Raw genomic sequence first — 13,576 nt, 5'->3', positions numbered from 1 at the left:
CGATGGTACTGCACCCGGGAGGGTGTGGGAGAGTAGGTCACCGCCGGACAACCATTAGGTCGAGAGCCCCAACCAGTCATGGTTGGGGCTCTCCCGCATTTAACCCCGGTTTCCACACCCAACCCCGGCCCCCCGGGATGTGAGGAAGCGACCGGACCGAAGCGACAGGACCTGAGGAAGCGACCGGACCGAAGCGACAGGACCTGAGGAAGCGACCGGATCGAGGCGACCTTTTCACCGACCCTTCCTCACATCCTGCAGGTTTTTCCCTAACCCTTCCTCACATCCTGCCGGTTTTTCCCTAACGCTTCCTCAGGTCCTGCAGGTTTTTCCCTAACGCTTCCTCAGGTTCTGCAGGTTTTTCCCTAACGCTTCCTCAGGTTCTGCCGGTTTTTCCCTAACGCTTCCTCAGGTCCTGCAGGGTTTTCCCTAACGCGTCCTCAGGTCCCGACTCGTGCTAGGAGTCTTCTCCAGGTTGGGGGCTGCACGGCCCTTTTCAGCGGGGCCTGACGCTCGTCGTCGTTGTTCCGCCAACGCTTGATTCGGCCTTGACGGCGGTGACCTGCTTGGCAGGTCCGGGCTTGACTTCCAGCGACCAGGTCCCCAGGGAGTTGGCCTTTACGGTTCCCAAGCGCGTGGCAGCACGTCCTGGCGTCACGTCGTACAGCACGACGGTGGCCGAGGTTGCCGCCGTCGAGCCGGTGAACTTGGAGGTTCCGGCGAGAGTCATGTCCTTCTTCAAACGGTGCCGGGCGGTGGTGATGGTCACGACGTCTTTCTGTCCCACAGGTGCGGCAGCCGGTGCCGGTGGTGATGTTACCGGGGACGTGGCCGGAGTGGTTGTCACCGGTGCGGCCACCTCTGCTGGCTGAGTCGTCTGTGGTGCCGGCACTTCCGCAGTCCCTTGTACCGGTGCAGACTGGTTGATCGGGTGCGGCCGTACAGCTTCCACTGGATGATTGGGATCTACGTCGTTCATGTTAAGGCCGACGCTGAACTGGGCCATCATGTCATGGTCCTCGTGGGGCAGGTTGTGACAGTGGATCATGTACCTCCCGCGGTGGTGCTCGAACTTCATGAGCAGCCGGACCGTTTCGCCCTCGCCCACGTAGACCACGTCCTTGGGCCCACGCTCGTGGGCGAAAGGTGCCTGTCCGTTGCGGCTTAGGACCTGGAAGTCCACCAGGTGGATGTGGACCGGATGGAACCACCCTCCTGAGCTGTTTTCTATTTCCCAGATTTCCACGTCGTTCAGATCGGGATTAGCGAGGACCTTCTTATAGCCGCTCTGGACCACCTCGTCCCACGTCATGCCCCCGATTGTCCAGATGTCGTTGTCCCGTTTCACGCGCATGTGCCTGGTCTTTACGGAGTCCGAAGTCGTGAGGCTCATGGTCGTGCTCGGGGCGAGGACTGTCGGCAGCACCTTGGCGCCGGGTCCGGACGTGTCGACAGGCTCGTCCGTCACGTCGAAGGCCATGACCTTGTTGGTGAAGTCGTAGTCCACATTGTTCTTGTTGGACAGGTTGCGCAGTTCGACCCGCTTGCCGACGGGATACTTTGAAAAGTCGATGAGGACCTCGTAGCGCTCGGCGCCGCCGTGCCGCCAGGATGTCACCTGCTGGGCGGCCGGCATCAGACCGCCGTCGGTTGCGACGATGGTCATTGCGTCTCCTGTGCTCAGGGAGAAGCGGTAGGAACGCGCAATGGAGGCATTGAGAATACGGAAGCGGTAGATCCGTCGCTGGACCTTCATCACCGGCCAAGGCGCTCCGTTGACAAGGATGACGTCGCCCCACAGGCCGGAGTGGGTGTTGTCGTTGTAGCCGAGGGAGCCGTTGGCTGCGAACATGGCGTCGGAAACCGTGAGCGGTACGTCGAACTTTCCCTGCGGAAGGATGTTGCCTTCCACTTCGTCATGCAGGTGGTACTGGGCGGCCAGGCCGGAGTAAACGCTCTGACCCGTATTGTGGACGGCGTGGTCGTGGTACCAAAGGGTCCGTGCCGGCTGGAAATTGGGGTATTCATAGTCCTTGCAGTAGTCCCGGCCGGTGAGGTCGTTGGCGTAGCCGTCGAACTGCGGGAGCGACGCCGACCCGTGCAGGTGGGTCGAGGTGTCAAGCCGATACCCCCACTGCGGGTGGAACAGAGGCAGCACGTTGTCCATCTCCAGAGTGATGCGTTCCCCCTGATTCACCTTGATGGTCGGCCCCGGAAATGTCCCGTTGTAGCCGAGGATCGGTGTGCTGAGGCCAGGCACGATGTTGGCCAGGGCGGCTTTCTGTTCGATCTGATACAGGTGCCGTTTGTGGCCGTCGGGGTCCACAACCGTGCTCTTGGGCTTGAGTACCTCCGGAATGGGAAGTGTCCGCTGGTAGGGCTTGGGCATGTTCCGGGACGCGAGCTGGCTTGCCGACTTGGCGTTGACCGAAGTCAAGGGAACAGCCAGCCCAAAGGCACCGATGATGCCCACTCCACCTATTTGCAATGCCTGACGGCGTGTAACTGACACGACTACCTCCGACGTCGTAAGAAAAGTCCAATTGATTTAGTTGAAGGGTGTAATACCTACCCTGCGGAAACCTTGAGAGAGACAGGGCTGGCGGCGGCCTTCTTAGGGTGGAAGCCACCCAAGTGACGCCCGCTCAGGAAGCGGGGCCCATCAGGGCTCAGAGGACATCACAAGATCGTGGGCGCGCTCAGTAGTGGAGCGGTGCCGTACGCCCGCATCTCGGCGTCGGCGAGAGGTGGACAGCACAGCCGCGGCCGCTACGAGAAGCGTGCCGGCCGCGATGATCCACATGGCCATGCCCGCCGGCTCCACGACTGCCAGAGCCAGTTGGTCCCAGGGCTTGCCCACGGTGATCAGCCATTCCTGCCGCCGTGAATCCGGCAGCTGGTCTGCCTGTTGGGCGAGGGCCCAGCCGTGCGCCGCGTAGAGCGCGGCCACGGCACCTATGGTCACCAGCCTGGAGGCCAGCGACGATCCACGGCCGCCGCCGGTGGCACGGGCAAGGGAAGCCGTGAACAGGCAGCCGGACAGCAACGCCAGCAGGGCCATTGCCTGGTACCCGAACTGGGTGCGTGACGAGTACTCCAGTAAAGGCGTGTAGTACAGGGCAGCCAGCACTGCGGCCAAGCCAGCGGCCGCCGTATAGGGCGCCGACGCAGCACGCATAACAGGGCGCAGCATTATCGTGAGAACCTCTGCACCGCCTATGGTCCCGTCCTGCCTGGGTACGGCGGCGAGCCTGGCCAACGTCAGAGGCGCACCCGGAACCAGCAGGAGCGGAACGACGGCGATAAGAAGCATCTGGGTCACGACGTGCGCACTGATCAGATACTCCTGGTAGACGCGGAGTCCTCCGTTGGTGACCAGGAACAGAACCATGATTCCGAGGATCCACATGGCGGTGCGCTGAACAGGCCAGTGCCCGCCACGGTTCCTGACGCGCAGCACGCCGCCTGCGTACACGAACACAGCGAGGCCGCAGAGGAAGATCCACAGGGCGTCCGGCTTCCAACTGCTGAGCACATCCACAAAACCGGGAAGACGAAGGGACACCGGAGCGGGTGCTGCCTGCGAGACCGTTGGCGGTGGGGTGCGCGCCAGGGCGGCCGCCAGTCCTGATGCGGCTGCCATGACGGCAAGTTCGGCCACCGCCAGAGCCGAGAAGATGGCCCGTGCCCGCCCTGGGACCGATGCCAGTTTCGTGAGGATCCACTTGCGGTGCAGGGCCCCGAACACGCCCAGAACCCCCAGAGTTGCGGTCTTGGCCAAGAGGATCAGGCCGTACGGTGTGGCCAGCCCTTCAAGCGTTCCGATGCCTGTCACTCCGGCCGCTACGCCCGAGATTGCCAGGGCAAGGAAGGACAGCAGCGCCAACGTCGAGTAACGCCGGACCGCGGCCAGCAACTCCGTTCCCAGCGTCCGCCGCAGCAGGACGAGCGTTGCCAGGCCGCCGATCCAGATGGCTGCCGCGGCCATGTGCATGACCACGGAAACTGTACTGTCGGCGTGGCTGGCACCGCCCGCGGCATGGGAGTTTAGAGCCAGAGGAATCAGCCCGGTGGAAGCCAGCACAGCCGTGACGGCTACAGCCCGCTGGCTCTGAACTCCGAAGCACAGGAGCGCCACGGTTGCCGTGATCACGACTGTCAGAGCGTTTCTCCGCCCAGCGTCGACGTCGGTCAGGAAGCTCACAAAGATGGCGCCGGATCCTTCCGAAAACAGCGGCAGGTTGGCCAGCGAGTGGAAGGTGAGGACGCTGATCGCCGCTGCGGCGGCTGTCCAGAGCACAGCGGATATACCGGCAAGGACGAGTGCCTTCGAGAACGCTTTTCCCTTCGGGGGGAGGGCGTAGAGCGCCAGGATAAGTGGCCCGACAGTGCCGGCAGCCGCGATATTGAAAACAAGTTTGGCCAGAGGAAGCCCCCAGATGACCGCTGCGCCGGTCCGGTCAAGGAAGGCAGCTTCCTTGCCAGCCTCAGTCGAGTAGGCAACGAACAATGCAAGTAGCCCGCAACCCAGGATCATGGCAGCAGCGGCCACCGGCTTCGTCCGTGATTTCTTCATGGTTCCCCCTCGACGGATGCTGTGGGGCCCAGTCTTGCCACGTCTCCTTGGATTTTTCCTGTGGGATGTAGTGCTCTGCCGGAAGCCCAGAAGCAGAACAAGCGGACCAGCCGGCAACAGATTGAGTGGCCCACGCCCCTGTGAGGATGCACACGCCGGCGCGTGGAAGCCCCTCGCCGTTAGTGGCTGGCACCGGCTCTCACCTAGAATTGCTAGAGATATGCGGACACCGGATGCTTCACCTCGGGTCGCGCAGGACAACCAAACACGGACAAGAGCGGCTGCACATCGCGCCAGTGGTCGGCTCACTACAGGAGGAATCCACCATGGCTGAGCACAAGGGCGGCGGTTACCGCGGCGGAAATGACCGGGGGGACTCGGGAAGCAACCGGGGACGGCAGGGGGGCCCGTTTAGGGGGACCAATAACTCCGGCGGGGATCCGCGGGGCTTCCGCGCCCGTGAGGGCGACGGCGATCGTCGCGGTTTTGGTGGTGGTGAGCGTAAGCCGTTTGGGGAGCGTCCGCGTCGTGAGGGCGACGGCGATCGTCGCGGTTTTGGTGGCGGCGAGCGTAAGCCGTTTGGTGATCGTGACCGTAAGCCGTTTGGTGACCGTCCGCGCCGAGAGGGTGAGGGCGACCGCCGCAGCTTTGGTGATCGTGACCGTAAGCCGTTTGGTGACCGTCCGCGCCGCGAGGGCGAGGGTGACCGCCGCAGTTTTGGTGGCGGTGACCGTCCGCGCCGCGAGGGTGAGGGTGACCGCCGCAGCTTTGGTGATCGTGAGCGTAAGCCGTTTGGTGACCGTCCGCGCCGTGAGGGCGACGGCGATCGTCGCGGTTTTGGTGATCGTGACCGTAAACCGTTTGGTGACCGTCCGCGCCGAGAGGGTGAGGGCGACCGCCGCAGTTTTGGTGGGGGCGACCGCCGCAGCTTTGGTGATCGTGACCGTAAGCCGTTTGGTGACCGTCCGCGCCGCGAGGGCGACGGCGACCGCCGCAGCTTCGGTGGCGGAGACAACCGCAGGCCTTTCGGTGACCGGCAGGACCGTGCACCCCGCGAGGACCGTGCCGGCTGGCAGGACCGTGCCGGCTGGCAGGACCGCGGTGACCGGCAGGACCGCGCACCCCGCAGCTTTGACCGTAGCGACTCCGGCCCCCGCCAGTTCGGCCGCGACAGGGCTGAGGACCGCCCGGCCCGCGTTCCCAACGCCCGCGACCTGCGCAGCGCCAACCGCCCGGACCGTGAGCGTTCGCCCGAAATTGACGAGGATGTCACGGGCAAAGAACTCGACCGCGCCACGCAGCACCAGATCAAGACCTTGGAATCCAACAGCGCGGAGTGGGTTGCCCGCCACCTCGTAATGGCCGGCCGGCTTATCGACGACGAGCCTGAACTGGCATTCCAGCACGCCCTCGCCGCCAGCCGCCGCGGCGGACGCCTTGCCGCCGTCCGAGAGGCAGTGGGCCTGACAGCCTATGCCGCCGGACACTACGGCGAGGCCCTGCGCGAGTTCCGCACCTACCGTCGGATCAGCGGTTCCAACGTCCACCTGCCCGTGATGGCCGACTGCGAACGTGGCCTGGGCCGGCCCGACCGCGCCCTGGACGTCGTCCGTTCCGAGGAGGCCCAGGACCTCGACGCGCCCGGCAAGGTGGAGTTGGCGATCGTCGCTTCCGGTGCGCGTGCTGACCTTGGCCAGCTGGACGCCGCCGTGGCGGAGCTGGAGATCCCGCAGCTGGACATCAACCGGGCCTTTTCCTACAGCCCGCGCCTGTTCCGCGCGTATGCGGAGGCCCTGACCGCCGTCGGCCGCGAAACCGAGGCCGGAAAATGGCTGCGGCAGGCGGTCGTAGCGGAAGAAGCCCTGGGTCTGGGCATGGCCGAGGAACCCGACATCATCGACCTTGGCTGGGACGAGGAAGAGGAAGCCCGGGAAGAAGCCGAACGCCGGAAGCGGATTGCGAATGCTGCAGGCACGGCGGCGCAGGCCGGAACCGAGTCTTCCGACAGCCAGGCGGCCCCCGGGATCAGCGCCGAGGATGAAGCTGCTGCGAAGCGGCCGTCAGCGGACGCGGCCGAAGAAAACCTGGACGACGCTGAGCCGGATTACTTCGAGTCCGACGACGCCGAGTCCGACGAGGATTCCGCCGAGCCGGATGAGGACGCCGAGGTCGCCGAAGCCGAGCACACCGAACAGCAGGATGCCGACCGCCGCCAGAACGGCGCGGAGGACTAGCCGCACATGAGCGATGCACAACTGATTTCACGGTTCGACGCGCTGCTGTCCGATCTGGACGGAGTGGTCTACGCAGGCCCGCACGCCATCCCCGGAGCTGTGGAGTCCCTGCAGCGGCTGGCCGGGATGGGCGTCGGCCTGGGGTACGTCACCAACAACGCCTCCCGCACGCCGGCACAGGTGGCCGCCCACCTTCGTGAGCTTGGCGCCCCCGCCGAGGACCAGCAGGTGGTGAGCTCCTCCCAGGCCGGGGCGGACCTGTTGGCGTCCCTGCTGTCCCCGGGCGCTGCCGTCCTGATTACCGGAAGCCCGGCGCTTGCCCACGAAGTTGAGCTTGTTGGCCTAAAGCCAGTTCACGGTGCGGAGGACAAACCAGTGGCCGTGGTGCAGGGCTTCAACCCTGCGATCGGCTGGAAGGAGCTCGCGGAAGCGTCCTTCGTCCTGGCCGACGCGGACGTGCTGTGGGTTGCCACGAACACGGACATGTCCATCCCGCAGGCCCGCGGGATGGCTCCCGGCAACGGAACCCTGGTGGGCGCCGTGGCCGCGGCAACCGGCCGGCGGCCGCTCGTGGCCGGCAAGCCGGAGGCTCCGCTGTTTCATGCCGCTGCCAAGAGGCTGTCGTCAGACCGGCCGCTGGTGGTCGGCGACCGGCTGGACACGGACATCCTGGGTGGCAACCGGGCGGGCTTCGCCACGGTGGCCGTGCTGACCGGCGTCGACACCCTGGAAACAATGCTGGCGGCCCGGACTGAGGAGCGGCCCCGCTACATCATCCGGGACTTGGCCGGCCTCTATGAGGCCTATCCGGAAATTGATAACGACGGCGGGACGTTCCGTTGCGGGAACGCCACCGCAACCGTGGCCGGAGACGCTATCCGCATCGCCGGGCGCAAGGACGACCTCGACTCGTGGCGGGCGGCGTGTGCCGCGTGGTGGGCGGCCCGGCCCGACGCCGACGCCGCCACGGCTCCCGAAATCGAGTGGCTGGATCAATAGACTGGTGCCATGCCCGAGTTGAACAACGACGCGACGGACGGTCCAGTGCCGGACGCCTCAGTGCCGGACACCTCAGTGCCAGGCGCCGCCTGGCCGGAGTTGACCGTTGCCGGTCGCCGCGCAGCTGAAGCCGGCGTCGCAGATCCCGCGGTGCTGGCCATCCTGGACGCTGTCCGCGAGGTCCCCGGCCTCCCGGTTTCGGAGCACCCCGCCGCCTATGCAGACATGCACGATGCCCTGCTGGAAGCCCTGAACGAGGAGCCGCAGAACGAGGAGCCGCGTGAAAAGCCTCGGCATGGTCCGGGTGCCGCCTGACCATGCCCAGACTCGACCAACTGCTTGTCAGCAGGGGACTGGCGCGGTCCCGCACGCACGCGGCCCGGCTGATCGCCGAAGGCAAGGTGTCCTCCGAAGGCGACGTCCTCGCCAAGGCGTCGCTGCAGGTCGGCGACGACCGTGAACTGAGCGTCGCGGAAGACGCGTCGGACGCTTACGTCAGCAGGGCCGGACACAAACTTGCCGGCGCGCTGGACGCGTTCCCCGAGGTCGCCGTCGGCGGCAAACGGTGCCTTGACGCCGGAGCCTCCACGGGCGGCTTTACCGACGTCCTGCTGCGGCGGGGAGCCGCGCACGTGGTGGCAGTCGACGTCGGGCACGGCCAGCTGGTGCCGCAGCTCCGCAGCGATCCGCGCGTTAGCGTCCATGAGGGGCTGAACGTCCGCTACATGGATCCCGGCCAGATCGGCGGCCGGGCCGGGCTTACGGTTGCCGACCTGTCCTTCATCTCCCTGACGCTCGTGCTGGCCCCGCTGGCAGTCTGCACCGCTCCGGGTGGAGACTTGGTCCTCATGGTCAAGCCGCAGTTCGAGATCGGCAAGGAGCGGCTCGCCCGCACGGGAGTGGTCACCTCCGAGCGCGAACGGCGCCTGGCTGTCGGTAAAGTGGCGGGGGCGGCGCTCGACGCTGGCCTGGAACTGCGGGGGCTGGCCACCAGCCCCTTGCCGGGCCAGGACGGAAATGTCGAATACTTCCTGTGGATAACGCAAAGAATGTCCGAAGACTTGCCTAAGATCGAAGAGCGGGACGCAGCGGTGGCTGCGTTGTTGGGAAAGATCTGGCCGAACCACTAGAGAGCGGAACCCGATGAGCAGGCGTGTACTGGTACTTGCCCATACCGGCCGCGAGGAATCCCTAAAGGCGGCCTGGGAGGCGTGCGCCCAGCTCCACGCCTCCGGCATCATCCCCGTCATGCAGAAGTCCGAACTGGGCGACATGGAGGGCTTCTTCGGCGCCATGGACCAGCCGGTCGAAATCCTCCACGACCATATCCAGCTTCCGGACGTGGAACTGGTCATGGTGCTTGGCGGGGACGGGACCATCCTGCGGGCGGCCGAACTGGTCCGCGAGGTGGACGTGCCGCTGCTGGGCGTGAATCTCGGCCATGTCGGCTTCCTCGCCGAGAGCGAGCGTGCGGACCTCGCCCAGACAGTCGAATGGATCGCCAGCCGTGAATACACGGTGGAGGAGCGCATGACCATCGATGTCCAGGTCTGGGTCCGCGGCCAGAAGATCTGGCACACCTGGGCACTGAACGAGGCCGCCATCGAAAAAGGCGACCGGGAGCGCATGCTCGAACTGGTCACCGAGGTGGACGAGCGTCCGCTGACCTCCTTCGGTTGCGACGGCGTGGTGCTGGCCACGCCCACCGGGTCCACCGCCTATGCGTTCTCGGCCGGCGGCCCCGTCGTCTGGCCCGAGGTGGAAGCACTTCTCATTGTTCCCATCAGCGCCCATGCCCTCTTCGCCAAGCCGCTGGTGGTTTCGCCCCGGTCCCGGCTCGCCGTCGAAGTGCTCAACCGGACAGACGCCCTGGGCGTGCTGTGGTGTGATGGCAGGCGCTCCGTGGATCTGCCTCCCGGCGCCCGCGTGGAGGTCACCAGGTCCACCACCCCCGTCCGCCTGGCCCGCACGCACCAGACGCCGTTCTCGGCGCGGCTGGTCCGCAAGTTCGAACTCCCCATCCATGGCTGGCGCGGCCCCGTGCCACAGTCCGAGCAGGTCCATACCGGTCCCGTGCCGATCGTGCGCACGCCCCGGACCATGGCGCCGCCCTCGGGCCTCCGGCCGTACGAACCTGGTTCAGAATCCGATCCTCCGACTGAAAAGTGAACCATGCTTGAAGAACTGAGAATCCGCGATCTCGGCGTCATCACCGACGCCACGCTGCCGCTGGGCCCAGGGCTCAGCGTGGTTACGGGCGAGACCGGTGCCGGCAAGACCATGGTGGTCACCGCCGTCGGGCTGCTGTTGGGAGCCCGCTCGGATGCCGGCGCTGTGCGCAGCGGCGCCAAGAGCGCCTCGGCGGAAGCGGTGGTCCAGCTGGAATCCGGCCACTTCGCCCTGCAACGCGCCAGGGATGCCGGTGCTGAGGTCGAGGAGTTCGACGGCGGCGCGGAACTGCTGCTGTCGCGGCGCCTGGGTGCCGACGGACGCAGCCGGGCCTTCCTCGGCGGCCGTGCCGCCCCGGTGGGGGTGCTGGCCGAAATCGGCGAGTCGCTCGTGGTGGTGCACGGGCAGACGGACCAGATCCGGCTCAAGGGCGCAACGGCACAACGCGAGGCCCTCGACAAGTTCGCAGGGGACGGGCTGGCCTCGACGCTCGGCGGATTCCAGGACCTCTACAGCTCCTGGAAATCCAGCCAGGCCGAGCTGGACTCTCTCCGAAGCGCGGAGCGCGAGCGGCTCCGCGAGGCAGAGTCGCTGGAAGCTGCGCTGGCGGAGATCGATGCCGTGGACCCGCAGCCGGGGGAGGACGAGGCCCTGAAGGCCGAAGCCGTGAAGCTGGCCAACGTCGAGGAACTCCGCATCGCAGCCACCACTGCGCACCAGGCCCTCATCGCCGAGGACTTCGGCGAGGCCGGCGACGCCACGTCGCTCGTGGACGCGGCCAAGCGGACCCTGGAACACGTGGCCGAGCACGACGAGGAACTCGGTTCAGCAGCCGCCCGCCTCGCCGAAGTCGGGTTCCTGCTCAACGACATCGCCACTGAGCTGGCCAGCTACCAGGCCGGACTGGACTCGGAGGGGCCGGAGCGCCTGGCCGAAATCGAAGAACGCCGGGCCTCCCTGGCCAAGCTGGTCCGGAAGTACGCGCCGAGCATCGACGAGGTCCTCGAGTGGGCCGAGAACGCCCGGGCGCGCTTTGACGAACTGCAGGGCGACTCGACCCGGATCGAAAACCTGGAAGCCGAGGTGGCCAGGGCCGGCGCGGAGCTGAAGAAGCAGGCCGCGGCCATCAGCAAGGTCCGTGCCAAGGCCGCGAAGGACCTCTCCGCCCGGGTCAGCGCCGAGCTGAAGGCCCTCGCCATGGCCGACGCCACGATGGTGATCACCATCGAGGCCGCAGCCCAGCTGGGTCCCCACGGCGCGGACGAGATCTCCTTCCTGCTCCAGCCGCACTCCGGCGCCCCCGCCCGGCCGTTGGGTAAGGGCGCTTCCGGCGGTGAGCTCTCCAGGGTCATGCTGGCCATTGAGGTGGTGCTGGCGGCGGTGGACCCCGTGCCCACGTTCGTCTTCGACGAGGTGGACGCCGGCGTGGGCGGCCGCGCCGCGGTGGAGATCGGCCGGCGGCTGGCCATGCTGGCCCGCCATGTCCAGGTCCTGGTGGTCACGCACCTGCCGCAGGTGGCAGCCTTTGCCGACCAGCACATCCGTGTGACAAAGACCTCGGTGCGCGGCTCCGACGGCTCCACCGCCAAGGGCTTCACCTCCAGCGACGTCCAGCTCCTGGACGAGGCCGAACGCGTCAGGGAACTTGCCCGGATGCTGGCAGGGCAGGAGGACTCCGAAACGGCCCAGGCGCATGCCCAGGAGCTTCTGGACGACGCAAAGCTCCTGCCGCAGCAGGCCTGATCCGGTGATGGCCCCGGCAGCCCTTGCCGGGAAGGTACGGACAGGGAAAACTGAAGCCTTTGGGGACGCATACCCGATCCGTGGAAGGCTCAATTGATGATAGGCTCGAATTCCGTGGTGCAGCGATCAAATTCCCGTGTAAATTCCCGGTTCCCGGGCTCGTCCAAGACGACCAAACACATCTTCGTCACCGGCGGTGTGGCGTCCTCGCTAGGCAAGGGACTGACGGCCTCCAGCCTCGGCCACCTGCTGCGGGCACGCGGCTTGTCAGTAACTATGCAGAAGCTCGATCCCTATCTGAACGTGGATCCGGGCACGATGAACCCCTTTCAGCACGGCGAGGTATTCGTCACAGACGATGGTGCTGAAACCGACCTCGATATCGGACACTACGAGCGCTTCCTCGACGAAAACCTCGAGGGTTCGGCCAACGTGACCACTGGCCAGGTTTACTCCACGGTCATCGCCAAGGAACGCCGCGGCGAGTACCTCGGGGACACCGTCCAGGTCATCCCGCACATCACCGATGAGATCAAGCGCCGGATGCGGCTTCCCGCCGAGGGCAAGAACGCGCCGGACGTCATCATCACGGAGATCGGCGGCACCGTCGGCGACATCGAGTCGCAGCCCTTCCTCGAATCCGCCCGCCAGGTCCGCCAGGACATCGGCCGGACGAACGTCTTCTTCCTCCACGTTTCGCTGGTCCCGTACATCGGTCCTTCGCAGGAACTGAAGACCAAGCCCACGCAGCACTCCGTGGCTGCCCTCCGCTCCATCGGCATCCAGCCGGAGGCCATCGTGATCCGTTCGGACCGCGAAGTCCCCGACGCCATGCGTGAGAAGATCGGCCGCATGTGCGACGTCGACATCGACGCCGTGGTCAACGCCGCCGACGCTCCGAGCATCTACGACATCCCCAAGACCCTGCACACCCAGGGCCTGGATTCGTACATCGTCCGGGCGCTGGACCTGCCGTTCAAGGACGTCGACTGGACCAGCTGGGACAAGCTCCTCGAAGCTGTGCACAACCCCAAGCATGAGGTCGAGATTGCCCTGGTGGGCAAGTACATCGACCTCCCGGACGCCTACCTCTCCGTCACCGAGGCCCTGCGCGCCGGCGGATTCGCCAACGACGCCAAGGTCAAGATCCGCTGGGTGCCGTCCGACGAATGCGAAACCCACGAAGGCGCAGTGCGTTCCCTGGAGGGCGTGGACGCCATCTGCGTTCCGGGGGGCTTCGGCATCCGCGGCCTGGAAGGCAAACTGGGCGCCCTGAAGTTTGCGCGCGAATCGCGGCTGCCCGTGCTGGGCCTGTGCCTGGGCCTGCAGTGCATGGTCATCGAGTACGCCCGCAACGTCGTCGGCCTGGAGGGTGCCTCCTCCAGCGAATTCGAGCCGGACTCCAAGTACCCGGTCATCGCCACGATGGAAGAGCAGCTCGAATTCGTCGAGGGCCGCGGCGACCTCGGCGGCACCATGCGCCTCGGCCTGTACGAGGCCAAGCTGGACGAGGGCTCGGTCATCGCCGAGACCTACGGCAAGACCACCGTCAGCGAACGCCACCGCCACAGGTACGAGGTGAACAACAAGTACCGCGAGCAGATTGCTGCCGAGGGCCTGGTGTTCTCCGGCACGTCGCCGGACGGCAAGCTGGTCGAATACGTGGAGCTGCCGCGCGAGGTCCACCCCTACTACGTTGCCACCCAGGCGCACCCGGAACTGAGCTCACGGCCCACCCGGCCGCACCCGCTCTTTGCCGGCCTGGTGAAGGCCGCCCTGGACCACCAGAGGGGCAGCGGCGGAACCGGTTTCGAGCCAGCCGCGGCCGGCTCCGGCGAAGCCACCGCAGAGTAAT

General features: G+C 66.3%; 10 protein-coding genes. 7 read left to right on the top strand and 3 right to left on the bottom strand.

Annotated features, from left to right (window positions below; all coding sequences use genetic code 11):
- Nucleotides 1–496: 496 nt before the first annotated feature.
- From AC57BR_RS11405 to AC57BR_RS11395, 3 genes are all read right to left on the bottom strand, one after another.
- Nucleotides 497–2,512: a multicopper oxidase family protein gene (locus AC57BR_RS11405; protein WP_496360538.1), complete on the bottom strand. Its 2,016-nt coding sequence runs from the start codon at nucleotides 2,510–2,512 to the stop codon at nucleotides 497–499.
- A 150-nt stretch (nucleotides 2,513–2,662) separates the two neighbouring features.
- The gene (locus tag AC57BR_RS11400; protein ID WP_496360536.1) at nucleotides 2,663–4,576 is read right to left on the bottom strand and encodes a bifunctional copper resistance protein CopD/cytochrome c oxidase assembly protein; all 1,914 of its coding nucleotides are present in this window, start codon (nucleotides 4,574–4,576) and stop codon (nucleotides 2,663–2,665) included.
- A 308-nt stretch (nucleotides 4,577–4,884) separates the two neighbouring features.
- Entirely contained in the window at nucleotides 4,885–5,880 is a 996-nt protein-coding gene (locus AC57BR_RS11395; protein WP_496360534.1) for a hypothetical protein, read from the bottom strand.
- A 12-nt stretch (nucleotides 5,881–5,892) separates the two neighbouring features.
- Between AC57BR_RS11395 and AC57BR_RS11390 the strand changes: the two genes are divergently transcribed.
- From AC57BR_RS11390 to pyrG, 7 genes are all read left to right on the top strand, one after another.
- Nucleotides 5,893–6,810 carry a hypothetical protein gene (locus AC57BR_RS11390; protein WP_496360532.1) on the top strand — a complete coding sequence of 306 codons (918 nt, stop codon included), beginning with the start codon at nucleotides 5,893–5,895 and terminating at the stop codon, nucleotides 6,808–6,810.
- Nucleotides 6,811–6,816: 6 nt separating this feature from the next.
- Nucleotides 6,817–7,809, top strand: coding sequence for an HAD-IIA family hydrolase (locus AC57BR_RS11385; RefSeq protein WP_496360531.1), 993 nt, complete (start codon nucleotides 6,817–6,819; stop codon nucleotides 7,807–7,809).
- Nucleotides 7,810–7,818: 9 nt separating this feature from the next.
- Entirely contained in the window at nucleotides 7,819–8,124 is a 306-nt protein-coding gene (locus AC57BR_RS11380; RefSeq protein ID WP_496360529.1) for a hypothetical protein, read from the top strand.
- Nucleotides 8,125–8,126: 2 nt separating this feature from the next.
- Entirely contained in the window at nucleotides 8,127–8,939 is an 813-nt protein-coding gene (locus AC57BR_RS11375; protein ID WP_496360527.1) for a TlyA family RNA methyltransferase, read from the top strand.
- Between the two features lie 13 nt (nucleotides 8,940–8,952).
- Nucleotides 8,953–9,978: an NAD kinase gene (locus tag AC57BR_RS11370; RefSeq protein WP_003801861.1), complete on the top strand. Its 1,026-nt coding sequence runs from the start codon at nucleotides 8,953–8,955 to the stop codon at nucleotides 9,976–9,978.
- Between the two features lie 3 nt (nucleotides 9,979–9,981).
- A complete protein-coding gene (recN, locus tag AC57BR_RS11365) occupies nucleotides 9,982–11,721 on the top strand; it encodes a DNA repair protein RecN (protein ID WP_496360525.1) in 1,740 nt (579 codons plus the stop codon).
- A 96-nt stretch (nucleotides 11,722–11,817) separates the two neighbouring features.
- A complete protein-coding gene (gene pyrG, locus AC57BR_RS11360; RefSeq protein ID WP_496360523.1) occupies nucleotides 11,818–13,575 on the top strand; it encodes a CTP synthase in 1,758 nt (585 codons plus the stop codon).
- The last annotated feature ends 1 nt before the right edge of the window (nucleotide 13,576 follow it).

This window comes from Arthrobacter sp. BGA-UO-ETr-C19 (assembly GCF_059568005.1).
The sequence above is the reverse complement of the archived record's forward strand: the minus strand, read 5'-3'. Positions and strand labels throughout refer to the sequence as shown.

Bases quoted from the DNA above. Each gene is read 5' to 3' on its own strand.
- AC57BR_RS11375 (WP_496360527.1), top strand. From the start codon at position 8,127: ATGCCCAGACTCGACCAACTGCTTGTCAGCAGGGGACTGGCGCGGTCC.
- AC57BR_RS11380 (WP_496360529.1), top strand. From the start codon at position 7,819: ATGCCCGAGTTGAACAACGACGCGACGGACGGTCCAGTGCCGGACGCC.
- pyrG (WP_496360523.1), top strand. From the start codon at position 11,818: ATGATAGGCTCGAATTCCGTGGTGCAGCGATCAAATTCCCGTGTAAAT.
- AC57BR_RS11400 (WP_496360536.1), bottom strand. From the start codon at position 4,576: ATGAAGAAATCACGGACGAAGCCGGTGGCCGCTGCTGCCATGATCCTG.
- recN (WP_496360525.1), top strand. From the start codon at position 9,982: ATGCTTGAAGAACTGAGAATCCGCGATCTCGGCGTCATCACCGACGCC.
- AC57BR_RS11370 (WP_003801861.1), top strand. From the start codon at position 8,953: ATGAGCAGGCGTGTACTGGTACTTGCCCATACCGGCCGCGAGGAATCC.
- AC57BR_RS11385 (WP_496360531.1), top strand. From the start codon at position 6,817: ATGAGCGATGCACAACTGATTTCACGGTTCGACGCGCTGCTGTCCGAT.